Origin of the sequence: Variovorax sp. OV084 (genome assembly GCF_900111625.1) — a bacterium.
Classification (GTDB): Bacteria; Pseudomonadota; Gammaproteobacteria; order Burkholderiales; family Burkholderiaceae_C; genus Variovorax.
In genome coordinates, this window is sequence record NZ_FOII01000003.1 from 344255 (window position 1) to 360937 (window position 16683).

Below are 16683 nucleotides of genomic sequence, written 5' to 3' on the forward strand. Positions count from 1 at the left end.
GGTCGGCTAGTGCGCCATCACCTTGCCCCACTCCTGCTCGTAAGTGGTGACCAAGATTTGATTCGACAGCCGGTTCACTTCGGCCGGCACGCGCGCCATGTCGAGCGGAAAGTCGAACATCAGCGGCAGCGTGGAAGGCGACAGGAAGCGCAGGCCGGCAGGCAAGGCATCGGGCATGCGATACGGCCGGCGGCTCGCGATGATGTAGCCCCATTCGCCGAAGCTCGGCACGTGCGCGTGGTACGGCGTGGCACGAAGGCCTACCGATTCGATGGTGGTCGCCACTGTCCAGTAGCTCTTGCGCGCGACCAGCGGCGAAGTCGTCTGGATCACCGCATAACCACTGGCCGACAGGCGCTTTTCGAGCAGCGCATAGAAGCTGTTGGTGTAGAGCTTGCCGATGGCGAAGTTGGTCGGATCCGGAAAGTCGACCACGATCACGTCGAACATGTCGCCGGGCTGCTGCAGCCACTGGAAGGCGTCGGTGTTGACGATCTTCACCTTGGGCGACGAAAGCGAGTGGCCGTTGAGCGCAGCCAGCGTCTCGTGATCGGTGAAGAGTTTCGTCATGTTCGGATCGAGTTCCACGAGCGTGACCGACTCGACCGAGGGGTACTTCAGGATCTCGCGCACCGCCATGCCGTCGCCACCGCCTAGCACCGCGACCTTCTTCGGCGCGCCTTGCGCGGCCATCACCGGGTGCACCAGCGCTTCGTGATAGCGGTACTCGTCGCGCTCTGCAAACTGCAGGTTGCCGTTGAGGAACAGGCGGTGCCCGAGCAGCCCGCGCGTGACCACGATGCGCTGGTAGGGCGAGGTGGCGCTGAAGACGATACGGTCCTGGTAGAACTTGTCTTCTGCCAGCGTGGTGATGTGGTCGGCCCAGACGAAGGCCGCCACCAGCGCGGCCAGTGCGAGAAAGCAGGCCAGCGCATGCGCGCCGACGCGGCGCAACTCATGACGGAACAACCACAGCGCCCACACCGCCACGGCCGCGTTCATGAAGCCGAACAGCAGGCCGGTGCGGATCATTCCGAGCTGCGGCACGAGGATGAGCGGAAACGCCACCGACACGGCCAGCGCGCCGAGGTAGTCGAAGGTGAGAACCTGCGACACCAGGTTCTTGAGCACGATGTTGCGCTTCAGGATGCGCATCACCAGCGGAATCTCGAGCCCCACCAGCGTGCCGACGACCATCACCAGGCCGTACAGCAGCAGCCGGAAGGCGCTCGGCACGTAGGCGTTGGCAAGAAACAGGATCGCCGGCAGCGCGCCGCCGATCAGCGCCACCATCAACTCGATGCGAAGGAAATGCGCCGGCAGTTGCCGGTCGAAATAGCGCGAGAGCCAGGAGCCCACGCCCATGGCAAACAGATAGGTGCCGATGATGGTGCTGAACTGCAGCACCGAGTCGCCGAGCAGGTAGGAGCTGAGCGCGGCCGCGCTCAGTTCGTAGACCAGGCCGCAGGCAGCGACCACGAACACGCTGGCGAGCAGCGCGATCTCTATGGGTTGCGGCCCCCGCGCATCCGGGGTGCGCACGGGCAGGGCCGCGTCGTTCAATGGATTGCTGCGGCGACGATGATGCTGATGCCCAGGCTCATCGCGGCAACCACCAGCCCCAGCGCCACGTTCTGCTTCTCGACGATCTCGCCCCACAGGTCATAGGGCGTGATCTTGTCGATGATCAAAAAGCAGAGCCAGAAGATCACGACGCCGATCAGCGCGTACACGAGCGATCCGAGGACCACGCCCGGTTTCAGCCATTCAAATCCCATGGGGACCTCCAGTCGTAGTAGTGAGGTGAGAGTCAGACATCGCGTGCATCTTCGCCGTCATTTGTGGCCGCCGCCACTCGAATAGCCGCCATACGAGCCGCCCGAGCTGCGCGACGAACAATTCTCGACGCGGGGATCGCAGCGGGACGAGCAGGTGCTCAGGATGATCAGCATGATGATGATCACGACGATGATGAGGATGATGGTGCCGCAGCCCAGCCCGGAGGCCGCGCTCACGGGCAGCGCGTCGGCGCGCTTGAACATGTCCTTCTTGGTGTCGAGCTTGAAGGCGGTGGCCACCGCGCCGCTGTCGATCTTGCTGCCCGACGACCACGTCAGCTCGTTGGCCGAGCGCTCCATCGACAGCAGTGCGCCGCCGTTGGCGAAGTCTCGGTTGAAGGTTTTCTGCCCGCGCTCGACCTGCCAGTAGAACTCGCCCGCCACGTAGGTCGTTTCGGCGTTGTAGGCGTACTGCTGCTGGTAGCGCTTGCTGAGGTAGGTGGCCGTGCTGCCGTTCTCGGCCATCACCGGCGCGCCGGTCGTCGGCTTGACCATGCTCCAGCCGTCTTCCGCATCGACCAGGAAGCTGAAGCCGCGCTTCTTGTTGTAGAGCAGGTATTCGTCCCAGCCGAACTGCTCGTCGTCGCCGGGCTCGCTGCCCATGCGGTGCTGGAAGCCGACCACCTGCCATTGCGCACCCTGCAGCTGGCCCATGCTGCCAAGCGCGATGAGCGGGCGCACGGGCTCATCCTGCGTGGCGTGCCTGAGCTCGCCGCCGATGCCCTGCGACAGGTCGATGATGCTGCTGCACGAACGGCAGGTGATGCTCTTGCTGTCGGCCAGGTTGACGGTGACGGGCGAGCCGCAGTTGGGGCAGTTGAAGCTGCGACCCTTCTCGTCCTTGGCGGATTCCTCGCGCAGGCCGGTGAGCTGCAGGTCTTCGAGCTGCACCGAGCGGCCGAGGTAGGCGCTGGGCGTCGCGGTGCCGTAATCGATGCTGAGCACCAGCCCCTTGTCGCTGCGCAACTCGACCATCGCGAAGGGGCGGCCGAGCTCGGGCAGGTGCGGCAGTTCGCCTTGTGCGGAAGTCAGCGCCACCTGCTCGTTCGAGGTGACGGTGTAGCTCTGGCCGGCGAAGGCGGTGGTCGCGCTCACGCGCAGTTCGTTCCATGGCGGCGCGGCGCGCTGCAGGTCGAAGGGCAACGCAAAGACGTAGGCGCCGTTGTCCTCGCTGAGGATCGCGGTGCGGTCGCCGTCGAGCGCGGCGATCCATTCGGTCCAGCGGCCGCCGGGGTAGGTGTACTGCAGCCGGCCGATCAGCGTGAAGGGCTTGTCCTGGATGCGGCCGGCGGCAAACAGCTGCAGCGGGCTGAAGTCGTCGAACAGCTCGGCCATCTTGCCGGTGCGCGCGAGCGTGTCGCCCTGGCGCACGACAGTGCTCTGGCAGTAGGGGCAGACCGCGTGCGTCGATTGCGCCGAGCGGAATTCGACCGGCGCGCCGCAGCCGGGGCAGGGCGCGCGGTAGTAGCGTTGGTTGCCGGTTTCCTCAGCCATGGCGCATCAGCCATGGCGTGGACGGCCACGAGTTTTTCAAGCCAATGAGGCTTCCGACGCCCGTCGAACGGGCGTCAGGCGCTATCGGGAACATAGCGCCGGGTCAGACGAGCTTCTTGAGTAGTTCGACCTTCTTGGCGTCGAACTCTTCCTGGGTGAGGATGCCCTTGGTCTTGAGTTCGCCGAGCTTCTCGAGCGTGGTCATCACGTCGGTGGGGCTCACCACGGCCACGGCGGGTTGCTGCTGCGTTGCCGCGGCCTGCGCGGCCGCATTGGGGCTCAGGCCCTGCGCGAGGTTCTGCGCGAGCACCTGGCCGAGCGCCACGCCAGCGCCCAGGCCCATCGCGTCGCCGGCAATGCCGCCGCCGTTGGCAGCGCCCTCGGCGAATTTGGGGATGGCCTGCGCCGTCTGGTACTGCATGAACTTGCCCATGTCGTTGCCGACCATGCCCATGCCGATCTTCTGGTCGAGGATCTTCTGCAGCTCTTCGGGCAGCGAGACGTTCTGGACCGTGATGTTCTCGAGCTTGATGCCGATCTTCTCGAACTCGGGCACGAGCTGCGCGGCAAGCGCCTGCGCGAACTGGATCTGGTTGGCCGCAAGGTCGAGGAAGGGCACGCCGCTGGAGGCGATGGCGTTGCTGATGTTCTGCAGCACCAAGCCGCGCAGCTGGCCGTCGAGGTCGGCCACGGAATAGATGTCGCGCGTGCCGGAGATTTCGGTGTGGAAGGCCTTGGCGTCACCGATGCGGAAGGAGTAGTTGCCGAAGGCGCGCAGGCGCACGGCACCGAAGTCCTTGTCGCGGATGGTGATCGGCTGGGGCGTGCCCCACTTCTGGTCGACCTGCTGGCGGGTGCTGAAGAAATAGACGTCGCTCTTGAAGGGGGACTCGAAGAGCTTGTCCCAGTTCTTCAGGTACGTGAGCACGGGCAGCGTCTGCGTCGTGAGCTTGTACATGCCGGGGCCGAACACGTCGGCCACCTTGCCTTCATTGACGAAGACGGCAACCTGCGACTCGCGAACGGTGAGCGAGGCGCCGTTCTGGATTTCCATCTCCGCCATCGGGAAGCGCCAGGCCAGCGTGCCATCGCCGGTCTCGGTCCACTGGATGATGTCGATGAACTGTTTCTTGATGAAATCCATCAGGGCCATGGTTGCTCCTCTTCAGGTTTTTTCAGGTTTTATCCGAACTGTGCATATTGCCACAGCGACTTGACAGCGCACCCGTGCTTTTGGTCATGGTTGGCACCGGCCATGCGGTGTATGGCTTTACGAACCGAGGTCTACAATCGGCGCCCCCAGAAGAAGCGCCACCAGGAGCTACGGCACATGTCAGATTCGACCCCCTCGACCTCATCGACTCCCACGCCCGAAGACAAACGCGCCGAGTTGCGACGTGCCGCCCTCGAGTACCACGAGTTTCCCGTTCCCGGCAAGATCGCCATCGCGGCGACCAAGCAGATGGTCAACCAGCGCGACCTGTCGCTGGCCTACTCGCCCGGCGTGGCCGCGCCCTGCGAGGAAATCGTCAAGGATCCGGCCAACGCCTTCAAGTACACCTCGCGCGGCAACCTCGTGGCCGTCATCAGCAACGGCACCGCGGTGCTGGGACTGGGCGACATCGGCCCGCTGGCGTCCAAGCCGGTGATGGAAGGCAAGGGCGTTCTCTTCAAGAAATTTGCCGGCGTCGACGTGTTCGACATCGAAATCGACGAGAAAGACCCGGCCAAGCTGGTCGACATCATCGCGTCGCTGGAGCCGACCTTCGGCGCCATCAATCTGGAAGACATCAAGGCCCCCGACTGCTTCTATGTCGAGCGCGAGCTGCGCAAGCGCATGAAGATCCCGGTGTTCCACGACGACCAGCACGGCACTGCCATCACTGTGGCGGCGGCCATGGTCAACGGCCTGAAGGTGGCGGGCAAGGACATCACCGAAGTCAAGCTGGTGGCCTCGGGCGCCGGTGCCGCGGCGCTGGCCTGCCTGAACCTGCTGCTCAAGGTCGGCCTGAAGCGCGAGAACGTGTTCGTGACCGATCTGGCCGGCGTGGTCTACGAAGGCCGCACCGAACTGATGGACGACGACAAGCGCCAATACATGCAGAAGACCGACGCGCGCACGCTCGCCGAGGTCATCGAGGGCGCCGACGTGTTCCTGGGCCTGTCGGCCGGCGGCGTGCTGAAGCCGGCAATGGTGGCCAAGATGGCCAAGCGCCCGGTGATCTTCGCGCTGGCCAACCCGAACCCCGAGATCTCGCCCGAAGACGCCCATGCGGTGCGCGACGACGTGATCATGGCTACCGGCCGCACCGACTACCCGAACCAGGTCAACAACGTCCTGTGTTTCCCGTACATCTTCCGCGGCGCGCTCGATTCGGGCGCGACCACGATCACCGACGAGATGGAAATCGCAGCGGTGCACGCAATTGCCGATCTGGCGCAGGCCGAGCAGAGCGAGCGCGTTGCTGCTGCCTACGTCGGTGAAAAGCTGTCATTCGGCCCCGAATACCTGATTCCGAAGCCCTTCGACCCGCGCCTGATGATGAAGATCGCGCCGGCCGTGGCCAAGGCGGCAGAGGAAAGCGGCGTTGCGACCCGTCCGATCAAGGACATGGACGCCTACCGCGACAAGCTGCAAAGCTTCGTCTATGCCTCGGGCACCACGATGAAGCCGATCTTCGAAACCGCCCGTCGCGCGGCGAAGAAGCGCGTGGCGTACTGCGAAGGCGAGGAAGAACGCGTGCTGCGCGCCGCCCAGATCGTGGTCGACGAAGGCCTTGCCCGCCCGACGCTGATCGGCCGCCCGGCCATCATCGCCCAGCGCATCGAGAAGTTCGGCCTGCGGCTGAAGGAAGAGCTCGACTACGACATCGTCAACGTCGAGCAGGACCGCCGCTACCGCGACTTCTGGCAGACCTACCACCGCATGACCGAGCGCAAGGGCATCACCGCCCAGGTCGCCAAGATCGAGATGCGCCGCCGCCTCACGCTGATCGGCGCGATGCTGCTGCACAAGGACGAGGTGGACGGCATGATCTGCGGCACCTGGGGCACCACGCTGATCCACCTGCACTACATCGACCAGGTGATCGGCAAGCGCCCCGGCGGCTGCGAGAGCACGCCGCAGGACGTGCCGGTGTACGCCTGCATGAACGGCCTGCTGCTGCCCGACCGCCAGGTGTTCCTGGTCGACACGCACGTCAACTACGACCCCTCGCCCGAGGAACTGGCCGAAATCACGACCATGGCGGCCGAGGAAATGATGCGCTTCGGCCTGAAGCCGAAGGCGGCGCTGCTGTCGCATTCCAACTTCGGCACCAGCAACGAGCCCAGCGCCATCAAGATGCGCAAGACGCTCGACCTGCTGCGCGTGCAGGCGCCCTGGCTGGAAGTGGACGGCGAAATGCACGGCGACGTGGCACTGGACAGTAAGCAGCGCGCGGTGGTCATGCCGCACAGCGCGCTGGCGGGTGACGCCAACCTGTTGGTTTTCCCGAACATCGACGCGGCCAATATTTCCTACAACCTGCTCAAGACAGCGGCAGGCGGCAATATCGCGATCGGCCCGGTTCTGCTTGGCGCGGCCAAACCTGTGCACATTCTCACGGCAAGTGCGACTGTTCGGCGCATCGTGAACATGACAGCCTTGACAGTGGCTGACGCAAACGCCGAGAGATAAGCCATTTGGCGAGAGTGGCCGCCAACTTAAAGCGCCACTCGATCCCCTCGCGACTGCTCAAACTTTGAGCAGTCGCTTGCTATTTTCGCCAGCGTGGTGCACACTCGCGGGCTTGAATTTGCGGGTTAACCCGACGTTGATCGCCGATTCGAACCCCCCGCTCTTTTCTTGTGGTGCCCCATGGCGGCTTACGCCTCGATCACGTCCTCTGTCACAAAGTTTGCGCTCACCAGTCTGATGCTGGTGGCGTTGACGACGGGGGCCGAGGCCCGCGGATGGTTCGGCGCCGGAAAAACGTCCACCGAGGAAACGATCGCTCTGTCCGAATTGCCGGCACAGGGCCAACGAACCTACCAGGCCATCCTGAGTGGCGGTCCCTTCCGGTATGACAAGGACGGCACGGTGTTCGGCAATCGCGAGCGTCTTTTGCCACCCGCACGCCGCGGCCACTACCGCGAGTACACGGTTACGACGCCCGGTTCGCGCAACCGTGGTGCACAACGAATCGTCTGCGGCGGTGAACAACGCACGACGCCCGAGGCCTGTTGGTACACCGCAGACCACTATGCGAGTTTCAGACGGATTGCGCCATGAGCGATGAAAACGACCTGAGCGGCGCCCCGAAGCGCCCCGAAGAAATGATGATGACTATGGAAAGACCAGCGGAGATGACCTTATCCCTTCGTGCCGTACGCCCGAACATCGTGCAATCGATCCGCGCGTTCCGCGTGAACGACCTGCAGGACGCGGCCAACGCGGCCGGCCAGCACTTCCTGTACGCCAACCTGGGCAACGCCCAGACCAAGCAGGACGTGCTCGACCTGATCGCGCAGCAGTTCACGTTCCCGGCCCACTTCGGGAAGAACTTCGACGCGCTGTACGACTGCATGACCGACCCGTTGCATAAATCGGGCCCGCAGCCAGGTTTCGTCATCGTGCTGGAGCAGATCCCGGCCAACGCCAAGTTCGACAAGGAAGCGCGCGAGCAGCTGCTCGACATCTTCCGCGACGCCTCGGACTACTGGGGCGACCGCAAGGTCCCGTTCCGGTGCTTCTATTCTTTTCTGTAGCCCGTTCTGCATCTACCAGCCAAGCAGAACGGGCGAACGAGGCTCAGCCGAACGCTGAAACCCTCGATGGCATCGAAGTGAACACCACCGCAACCGCAGCGGCCGCCTCCACCGAACCGGCCGGCGAAAAAATGCCGACCGACAAACTGGTCGACGTGTCGCCCCTGGCGCTGCGCATGAGCAGCCCCTTCAATGCGGGTTATTGGCTCGCCGCCGCATAAGCAAGCAGGCTTAGGCGTTTGCAGCCTCCGTTAAAAAGCCCGTCGCAGACGGGCTTTTTTTCATGGGTTTCGCGGGATGATGGCCTGGGCCAGAGCGACGTATTCGTCGACGGGCACTTCTTCGGCCCGCCGCTGGACATCGAATTCACCGGCAAAGCCGTGCTCCTGCAGCCATTTGCCCAGCGTGTGCCGCAGCAGCTTGCGGCGCTGGCTGAAGGCGACCTGCACGATCTCCCCCAGACGGGCCGCATCGACCGCCGGCGGCGTCGCCAGCGGCACCATCCGCACCACGGCACTGTCCACGCGCGGCGGCGGGTCGAAGCTCTCGGGCGGCACGAACAGCACGTTCTGCATCTCGTAGCGCCACTGCAGCATCACGCTCAGGCGGCTGTAGTCCGAGGTGGCGGGCCTGGCCACCATGCGGTCGATCACTTCTTTCTGCAGCATGAAGTGCTGGTCGGCGACCAGATGGGCACTACCCAGCAGGTGAAACAGGATAGGCGTGGAGATGTTGTAGGGCAGGTTGCCCACCACGCGCAGCGGCTTGGCCGGGAACCTGGCGGCCAGTTCCGCGAAGTCGACCTTCAGCACATCGGACTCGATCACGTCGAGCTGCGCATGCTCGCGCAGGCGCTTGGCGAGGTCGCGGTCGAGCTCGATCACGGTGAGGCGGCCCAGCCGCTCGACCAGCGGCTGCGTCAGCGCCGCGAGCCCCGGCCCGATTTCGACCATGGCGTCGCCAGGCTGCGGCGCGATCTCGCGCACGATCGCATCGATGATCCCCCCGTCGGACAGAAAGTGCTGCCCGAACCGCTTCCTGGCGATGTGTGCCATCGAATCAGGATTGCGGTGGGTCGCGGTATTCGACGTAGGCGCGTGCGCGCACTTCCTGCACCCAGGTGGTGAAGGCCTCCTCTACGCGCTGTTCGCGCAGCGCGGTGCGCGCAGCTTCGCGCTGCTCCGACTGGCTGAGCTTGGAATCGCGGCGGCCGACCACCTGGATCAGGTGCACGCCGAAGCGCGACACCACGGGGTCGCTGATCTGGCCCGGCGCAAGCCGGTCCATGGCTTCCTCGAATTCGGGCACGAACTGGCCCGGGCGCGACCAGCCGAGGTCGCCGCCGTCCTTGGCGCTGCCGTCCTGCGAGTTGTCGCGGGCAAGGCCGGCGAAGTCGGCAGTGCCGGCCTGCACGCGGCGCTTGAATTCGGCCAGTTGCGCAACCGCCTGCGCCGTGGTGCGCTTGGGGTCGTTGAGCAGCAGGATGTGGCGCACTTGGGTCTGCGTGACCGTGGCGTCGCCCGACCCGATCTGGGCCTTGGCGATGACCTTGAGCACGTGGAAGCCGGCGCTGGAGCGCACGGGCCCGGCAATGCCGTTCACCGCGGTCGATTGCGTGGCCTCGACGAACAGCGACGGATAGCGGTCGGCGCTGCGCATGCCGATGGCGCCGCCGTTGGCGCGGTCGGGCGAATCGGAGTTCTCGCGCACCAGCTTGGCGAAATCTTCGCCGGCGCGGGCGCGCTGGGCGAGGTCCTGTGCCTTCTTCTGTGCCGCGGCCACCTGGGCGTCGGTGGCGTTCTCGGGAACGGCCACCAGCACCTGCGCGAGGTTGAGGTTTTCCAGCGCCGCGTTCTTGACGGATTGATTGCGCTGGTCGCGCAGGTATTCGTCGGCCTCGGCGTCGCTGATCTTGACCTTCGACTCGACCTCGCGGTCACGCAGGCGCGTGAGCAGCAGCTGGTCGCGCAGGTCGTTGCGGAAGTCCTGCTGCGCGATGCCTTCGGCGGCCACGCGGCGGCGCAGCTCGACCAGGCTGATCTCGTTCTGACGCGCCACGGTCTGCTCGGCCTGGTCGATGGCTACGTCGTCGACCTTGATGCCGTTTTCCTTCGCGAGCTGAAGCTGGGCACGCTCCGTGATCAGCCGCTCCAGCACGAGCCGGGTGAGCTCACCGCGGGGAACGCGCTCTGCGTCCGGGTTCTCCTTGATCAGCCGCGACACGCGCGTCTGCACGTCGGTGTTGGTGATGGGCTCCGAGTTGACCAGCGCGACGATGAATTCAGCCGAGCGCTGCACGGGCGCCGCGGCAGGCGCCGTCGACGGCCGCGCGGCCGGCGGGCCCAGGCGCGGCCCGGCGCGCATGATGTCCGTGATGCCGGTGCCGGAGCGGAAGCCCTGCGCACCCGACGTTGCAGCCACTGCCGCGAGGCAGCCCAGGGTGATGATGGAACGGATGTATTTCATGGCGTCGCTCAGTCAGTCGTCTCAGTCGTAATTGGTGAAGCGGCTCGGCGCTTCGCCCGGTTGGCGCAGGGGTTCGTAGCGCTGGATGTTCTGCCGCAGGGCCTGCATGGGGCTGGAGCCGATGCTGGAGAAGCCGACGAATTCGAGCTGGAACATGATGCGGGTGTTCGCCGTCACCTGGCCCGTGGTGATGCGCTGCAGCACCACGCGCCCGATCCAGCAGCAGCCGTCGTACTCGAAGCCGAGCACGCCGTCCGTGAGTTTCTTGTCCTGCAGGCTGTAGTTGAGCCGGCCGACCGCATACCAGCGTCCGCCGCCCTGGCCCTTGCCGGGGCCGAGGTTCTTGCCCTTGTCGCCCCACAGGTCGTTGATGGGCCATTGCCAGCCCACGTCGATCGACTTGCTGCCGTCGGTCGCGGTCGGGGTGCTGGGCGCCTGGTAGCGGAAGGCCGCGCTCAGGTTGTGATACGGCTCGGGGTTGTAGCGCGCGCTGATGGCCGAGCGCTCCGACTTGCGCGTGTCGGGGTTGTACTGCACGAGGGTGTCCAGGCTCCACTTGGGCGTCCAGTTGATCTGGGCGCCCACGAGCAGGTCGCTCGCGCGGTCGGTCACCGGCGTGCCGCCGGGCAGCGTGACCTTCTGGTCGCTGAAGCGCAGCCGCTGCGCGATGCCGAAGCGCGCGGCCTCGACGCCGGTGGCCGGATCGATCAGGCGCGAGGTCACGCCGAGCGTGAGGGCATTGGTGTCCGAGACGCGGTCGCCGCCCGAGAACGCGTTCTCGGTGTAGATGGTCGCGAAGCTGAAGTCGTTGGCCGCCGAATCGTAGTTCGGCAGCATGCTCTGGTTGCGATACGGCGTGTAGACGTAGTAGGCACGCGGCTCCAGCGTCTGGCGGAAGGCGCGTCCGAAGTAGTTGGCGTCGCGCTCGAAAGTCAGGCCGCTGTCGAGGCTGAAGGTCGGCACCGCCCGGTTGCTGGAGGTCGGGAAGAAGTACAGCGAGCTCGGGTTGTAGACCTGGCCGTTGACGTACTGGGTACCGTTGACCGTGACCGTCGGAATGGACGACTGCGGCAGGTAGTAGTTGTACGAGGCCGCGTTCAGCATCAGCTTGGGGATGACGAACGAGCTCGGCGTGATGAACGGGCGGCTGATCGAGGCGACGGCCATGGCACGGTCGCCGTCGGGCTGCGATTGCTGGGTGGCGTCGTAGCCGAGCTGCGACGGCAGGATCGTGTTCACGCGGAAGTGCGTGTAGTCCAGGTTCAGCGAAACGTCGAAGCCGTGCCAGTCGTACTTGTTGTAGTTGGCCGTGATCTGCGGCATCTTGTCGTACGCCGGCACGATCGGCGACAAGTCGTACTGCAGGTTCTGGTACTTCAGCGTGCGGACGATGCCGCTCCAGTCGCCCTTGCTCCAGTTGAGCGATGCATCGTTGGGCAGCTGGCGCTGCGCGAGCGACGGCGTGCGCGTGAAGTCGCGCCAGTAGTCGTTGTCGCTGACCCGGTTGATGCTGATGTTGGCCGACAGCGAGTCGAGGCCCAGCGCCTTGGCATCGAAGTCCTGGTGATGCGTGCCCCACACGCCCCAGCGCTTGGTGCTGCCGAGATCGGGGTAACGCTGGCCCATCAGGCGGTCGCTGCCCATCAGGTCGAAGCGGATCGTTCCGTTGTACCCCTTCTCGAGGTAGCGGAACTCGTTGCTGAAATTGATGCCGCGCTTGCTCATGATCGTCGGAGTGATCGTGGCGTCGCGGTTGGGCGCGATGTTCCAGTAGTACGGCTGCGCGATCTCGATGCCGTTGGTGTTGTCGATGCCGATGGTGGGCGGCAGCAGGCCGCTCTTGCGCTCGTTCGACAGCGGGAAGCTCACGCTAGGAATGGGCGGCGTGGTGATGCCCATGAAGCTCAGCCGCGCATTCTTGGCCACGCCCTCGTTTTCCTCGGTGTCCGTGGTCATCGTGGTCGCGGTCAGCAACCAGGCCGGCATCCAGCCCGGGAAGTCTTCGCGGCGGCAAGTGGTGTAGGTAGCTTCGCGGGCGATCGACACGTTGGCGTCGACGAAGTCGATGCGCTTGGCCTCGCCGTGCGCTTCGTTCACGAGGAACTGGTAGCGCACGTTGTTGAAGAAGCCCTCGAAGGTCTCCAGCTTGAGCTGCAGCTCGGGGCCTTCGTACACGTTGCCGGCCTGGTTGACGCGCACGTTGCCCGTGGCCTTGGCGCGGTCGTCGGGCTGGTAGTACTCGAGCCGGTCGGCGGTGATGGACACGGCGCCGCGCCGCAGCGTGGCGTTGCCCTCGACCACGGTTTCCAGGTCGGGCCGGCCGGAGATGCGGTCGCCGGTGACGATGCTGGGCATCTGGCCGCGGTCCGCGGGCGTCAGGGTTTCGGTCAGCAGCGGCGTGCGTTTCAGCGTGAGCGGGGCGTCGAAGTTGCCGGCCGTCTGCGCGGAGGCGCCATGTGCGTGCATCAGGGCCAGCGACAAAACAGCCAGCGGTAGCGGCGGGCGCGAGCGCCGCGGGGCGACACGACGTCGGTTCATCAGGCCTCCCGCCCAGCCGTTCCGAGGAAAGCGGTCGACTCGCCCGGGAAGGGCAGCGAGCGCACAAGGTGCCAAGCGTGAGGGCTTTGGGTCGTAGGCATCGGTTCGGAACGAAAGATCGTCGGGGGACGGCGCGGCAGGCCGGCGGGTTGCAGGGGCCGGCAGCAACCCGCATCGGCCGGAAGCCGGCCAAGGGGGATTGCCGCGCCAGGCGGATTTGTAGAATCGATTATCCATGACAGCATCCCCGCCTCCGGCCTCATTAGCCCCAAGCCCCGCCGAGACCATCCTCTGGACTGATCCGCAGCGGGCCGAAGTGTTCCGGGGCTGGCTGGCCGCCATCGCGCCTGCCCACCGGTTGTTGCCCGACACCGTGCGGCTCGCCTCGGTCGACGCGAGCTTCCGCCGCTACTTCCGCCTCGACACCGCCGACCCCGCCGCCCCCACGCGCATCGTGATGGACGCGCCGCCGGACAAGGAGAACAGCGCCCCCTTCGTCCAGGTGGCGCAGCTGATGGCCGGCGCCGGCGTGCTCGCCCCCACGGTGCTCGAATGGGACAAGCCGAACGGCTTTCTCCTGCTCGACGACCTGGGCCGCCAGACCATGCTGGACGTGATCGATCCGGCGAAGCCCGACGCGAGCCGCCCGCTCTACGACCAGGCCATCGACGCGCTGATCCGCTGGCAACTGGCCTCCAAACCCGGCGTGCTGCCGCCCTACGACCGGGCACTGCTCGAGCGCGAACTGTCGCTGTTCCCCGAGTGGTACATCGGCCGCCACCGCGGCATCGCCGTCGAAGGCAAGCTGAAGGAGCGGCTCGAGCGCAGCTTCAAGCTGATCGTCGACAGCAACCTCGCTTCGCCCGCCGTCTACGTGCACCGCGACTTCATGCCGCGCAACCTGATGATCGGCAACGGAGCAGCGCTCGGCGTACTCGACTTCCAGGACGCCGTGTACGGCCCCGTCACCTACGACATCGCCAGCCTGATGCGCGACGCCTTCCTGAGCTGGGACGAGGAGTTCGTGCTCGACATCACCATCCGCTACTGGACGGCTGCGCGCAAGGCCGGCCTGCCTGTCGACGAAGACTTCGGCGCCTTCTACCGCGCGGTCGAGTGGATGGGCCTGCAGCGCCACCTGAAGGTGGCCGGCATCTTCGCGCGCCTCACGCTGCGCGACGGCAAGCCCAAGTACCTGGCTGACACGCCGCGCTTCATTGCCTACATCCGCGCCACCGCCAGCCGCTACATGGAACTGACGCCGCTGCTGCGCGTGATCGACGAAATCGAGGGCACTTCGGCCATCACGGGCTTCGCCTACGGCCGTGTCTGAAGGAAACCTGAAAAAACACCACCCTGTGACGGCCGTACAACGGTCGCTCGCAGCTATCGATTTCATAGCATGCCGCGTTTTCACTGTTCCGTGCCGCTGAGCGCCGGCGTCAGCCTGGCGTTGCCGCCCGGCGCTGCGCGCCACGTGCAGGTGCTGCGGATGCAGCCCGGCGATGCGATCACGCTGTTCGACGGCGCGGGCGGCGAATATGCAGCCACGGTCGAGCGCATGGGCCGCAGCGACGTCGCTGTGGCCGTCGGCGCCCACCTGCCGGTGGAGCGCGAAGCGCCTCGCGCCGTGCACCTTGCGGTCGGCATGCCGGCCAACGAGCGCATGGACTGGCTGGTCGAGAAAGCCACCGAGCTCGGCGTTGCGAGCATCCAGCCGCTGGCCACTGCCCACGGAGTGCTGCGCCTGTCGGGCGAGCGCGCCGAGAAGAAGCGGGCGCACTGGGAGGCGATCGCGGTCGCGGCCTGCGAGCAGTGCGGGCGCAACCGCGTGCCGGTGATACATCCGGTGCAGTCCTTCACGGGCTGGCTCGAAACCAATGAAGCCTCGGCCGTGCGCCTTGTGCTGAGCCTTGCCGAGGGCACACGCAGCCTCGCCGACACACTTCAAGCCCCGAACGACCAAGGCGTGACTGTATTGAGCGGCCCCGAAGGCGGCCTGAGCAGCACCGAAGAACAGCAGGCCATCGCCCGCGGCTTCGCTCCCATCACCCTCGGCGCGCGCGTGTTGCGCGCTGAAACGGCGGCGCTGGCCGCGCTGGTGTCCCTGGCCGTACTCTAGGCAGGGCCGCGAGGTGGGTGTTTTCCGCGACGCGCACGCGGAAAGCTTGGGAAACAATCGTTACTTCATTAAGACAAAAGAAGGACTTTTGCCGATGTCCCGCCTGCCAAGCGTTCTGCGCCTTGCACCTCTCGTTCTTGCCGCGCTGCTGTGCGCCACACAGGGCGCGCTCGCCCAGAGCCAGGCCGTCGCCCCCACGCCCACGCAAGTCAGCCCCGAGGTCGACAAGGCCTACACCCAGCTGATGGCCTCGCCCGCCATCCAGAAGCTGCTCGACGCGGTCAAGGCCGACCATGAACACTCGGTCGAAGACCTGAAGATGCTGACCGAGATCGAGGCGCCGCCCTTCAAGGAGCACAAGCGCGCCGAGGCGTTTCTCGCGCGCATGAAGGCGCTGGGACTGACGCACGCGAAGATCGACGCCGAAGGCAACGTGGTCGGCCTGCGCAAGGGCATCGGCGGCGGCCCGAAGCTGCTGATCTCGGCCCACCTCGACACCGTGTTCCCCGCCGGCACCGACGTGAAGGTGAAGGAGCACGACGGCCGGCTGCACGCGCCCGGCATCGCGGACGACACGCGCGGCCTGTCGGTGCTTCTGTCGTGGCTCAAGGTGCTGAACGAAAACAAGATCCAGACCGTGGGCGACCTGATGATCGTCGCCAACGTCGGCGAGGAAGAACTCGGCAACCTGCGCGGCATGAAGGCCATCTTTCGCGACAACCTCGATATCGACGGCATGGTGGGACTGGAGCCGTCGTCGCCGGGCGCGGTGCTGGTGCTCGGCACCGCGAGCCACCGCTACGAAGTCACGTTCCAGGGCCCGGGCGGCCACAGCTTCGGCGCGTTCGGCCAGGTGCCCAGCGCCATCCACGGCATGGGCCGCGCCATCGCGAAGATCGCCGATATCCGCACGCCGAGTTTCCCGAAGACAACGTTCACTGTCGGCACGGTCGGCGGCGGCACTTCGGTCAACACCATCGCGCCAGATGCGCGCATGGCCATCGACATCCGCTCCGACGACATGGCCTCGCTTCTCGAAACGGAGAAGAAGATTCTGGCCGCCATCGACGAAGCAGTGGTCGAGGAAAACAAGCGCTGGAACGTGAGCACGCTGAGCGTTAGCACCAAGCTCATCGGCGACCGCCCCGGCGGCCGCACGCCGCCCGATTCGGTGATCGTCGAGGCCGCGATCCGCTCGAACGCCGCCTTCGGCAACAAGACGCTGCTGCGCGGCGGCAGCACCGACGCCAACGTGCCGATCGCGCTGGGCATTCCCGCGATCATCGTCGGCGGTGGCGGCAAGGCCTCCGGATTCCATTCGTTGAGCGAGTCCATTGACGTGACAGATGCATGGAAAGGCGCGCAGAATTCGCTGGTTACCGTGCTGGGCCTGGTGGGCGTGCAGGGGATCAGCCCCGCATTGCTCCCCAAACGGACAGCGCGTACCAAGTAATTTGTCACGTTGCCAGTTCGAAA

14 protein-coding genes are annotated in these 16683 nt (G+C 65.7%); 7 read left to right on the forward strand and 7 right to left on the reverse strand.

Annotation, left to right across the window (positions count from 1 at the left end; translation table 11 throughout):
• Positions 1–6 precede the first annotated feature (6 nt).
• The 4 genes from BMW87_RS11670 to BMW87_RS11685 form a co-directional block, all read right to left on the reverse strand.
• A complete protein-coding gene (locus tag BMW87_RS11670) occupies positions 7–1563 on the reverse strand; it encodes a polyamine aminopropyltransferase (RefSeq protein ID WP_177192760.1) in 1557 nt (518 codons plus the stop codon).
• Entirely contained in the window at positions 1560–1778 is a 219-nt protein-coding gene (locus tag BMW87_RS11675) for a DUF350 domain-containing protein (protein WP_019653703.1), read from the reverse strand. Before BMW87_RS11675 ends, BMW87_RS11670 begins: the two co-directional genes overlap by 4 nt.
• A gap of 57 nt (positions 1779–1835) precedes the next feature.
• Entirely contained in the window at positions 1836–3332 is a 1497-nt protein-coding gene (locus BMW87_RS11680; protein WP_093076413.1) for a DUF4178 domain-containing protein, read from the reverse strand.
• 103 nt (positions 3333–3435) lie between these two features.
• Complete coding sequence (locus BMW87_RS11685; RefSeq protein WP_093055034.1) at positions 3436–4485, reverse strand: SPFH domain-containing protein; 1050 nt, start codon at positions 4483–4485, stop codon at positions 3436–3438.
• Positions 4486–4662: 177 nt separating this feature from the next.
• Here BMW87_RS11685 and BMW87_RS11690 point away from each other — a divergent pair, with 177 nt between their 5' ends.
• The 4 genes from BMW87_RS11690 to BMW87_RS35465 all read left to right on the forward strand — a co-directional run bounded on the left by BMW87_RS11690 (position 4663) and on the right by BMW87_RS35465 (position 8302).
• On the forward strand, positions 4663–7011 hold the full coding sequence (locus tag BMW87_RS11690) for an NADP-dependent malic enzyme (RefSeq protein WP_093055032.1): 2349 nt from the start codon (positions 4663–4665) through the stop codon (positions 7009–7011).
• Positions 7012–7191: 180 nt separating this feature from the next.
• A complete protein-coding gene (locus BMW87_RS11695; RefSeq protein WP_093055030.1) occupies positions 7192–7605 on the forward strand; it encodes a guanyl-specific ribonuclease in 414 nt (137 codons plus the stop codon).
• Between the two features lie 50 nt (positions 7606–7655).
• The gene (locus BMW87_RS11700; RefSeq protein WP_086011111.1) at positions 7656–8081 is read left to right on the forward strand and encodes a barstar family protein; all 426 of its coding nucleotides are present in this window, start codon (positions 7656–7658) and stop codon (positions 8079–8081) included.
• Positions 8082–8158: 77 nt separating this feature from the next.
• Positions 8159–8302 (forward strand): hypothetical protein, encoded by a 144-nt coding sequence (locus tag BMW87_RS35465; RefSeq protein ID WP_176928788.1) that lies wholly within the window; start codon positions 8159–8161, stop codon positions 8300–8302.
• Positions 8303–8362: 60 nt separating this feature from the next.
• Here the strand turns inward: BMW87_RS35465 and rsmA are convergent, their stop codons facing one another.
• The 3 genes from rsmA to BMW87_RS11715 are packed head-to-tail and all read right to left on the reverse strand — an operon-like array spanning position 8363 to position 13085.
• A complete protein-coding gene (rsmA, locus tag BMW87_RS11705; RefSeq protein WP_093076415.1) occupies positions 8363–9136 on the reverse strand; it encodes a 16S rRNA (adenine(1518)-N(6)/adenine(1519)-N(6))-dimethyltransferase RsmA in 774 nt (257 codons plus the stop codon).
• A 4-nt stretch (positions 9137–9140) separates the two neighbouring features.
• Positions 9141–10547, reverse strand: a complete 1407-nt coding sequence (locus tag BMW87_RS11710) for a peptidylprolyl isomerase (protein ID WP_093055026.1) — start codon at positions 10545–10547, stop codon at positions 9141–9143.
• A gap of 21 nt (positions 10548–10568) precedes the next feature.
• Complete coding sequence (locus tag BMW87_RS11715; protein WP_093055024.1) at positions 10569–13085, reverse strand: LPS-assembly protein LptD; 2517 nt, start codon at positions 13083–13085, stop codon at positions 10569–10571.
• Between the two features lie 235 nt (positions 13086–13320).
• Between BMW87_RS11715 and BMW87_RS11720 the strand changes: the two genes are divergently transcribed.
• From BMW87_RS11720 to BMW87_RS11730, 3 genes are all read left to right on the forward strand, one after another.
• On the forward strand, positions 13321–14418 hold the full coding sequence (locus BMW87_RS11720) for an aminoglycoside phosphotransferase family protein (RefSeq protein ID WP_093055022.1): 1098 nt from the start codon (positions 13321–13323) through the stop codon (positions 14416–14418).
• A 69-nt stretch (positions 14419–14487) separates the two neighbouring features.
• A complete protein-coding gene (locus BMW87_RS11725) occupies positions 14488–15207 on the forward strand; it encodes a 16S rRNA (uracil(1498)-N(3))-methyltransferase (RefSeq protein ID WP_093076417.1) in 720 nt (239 codons plus the stop codon).
• 94 nt (positions 15208–15301) lie between these two features.
• The gene (locus tag BMW87_RS11730; RefSeq protein ID WP_093076418.1) at positions 15302–16660 is read left to right on the forward strand and encodes a M20/M25/M40 family metallo-hydrolase; all 1359 of its coding nucleotides are present in this window, start codon (positions 15302–15304) and stop codon (positions 16658–16660) included.
• Positions 16661–16683: the final 23 nt, after the last annotated feature.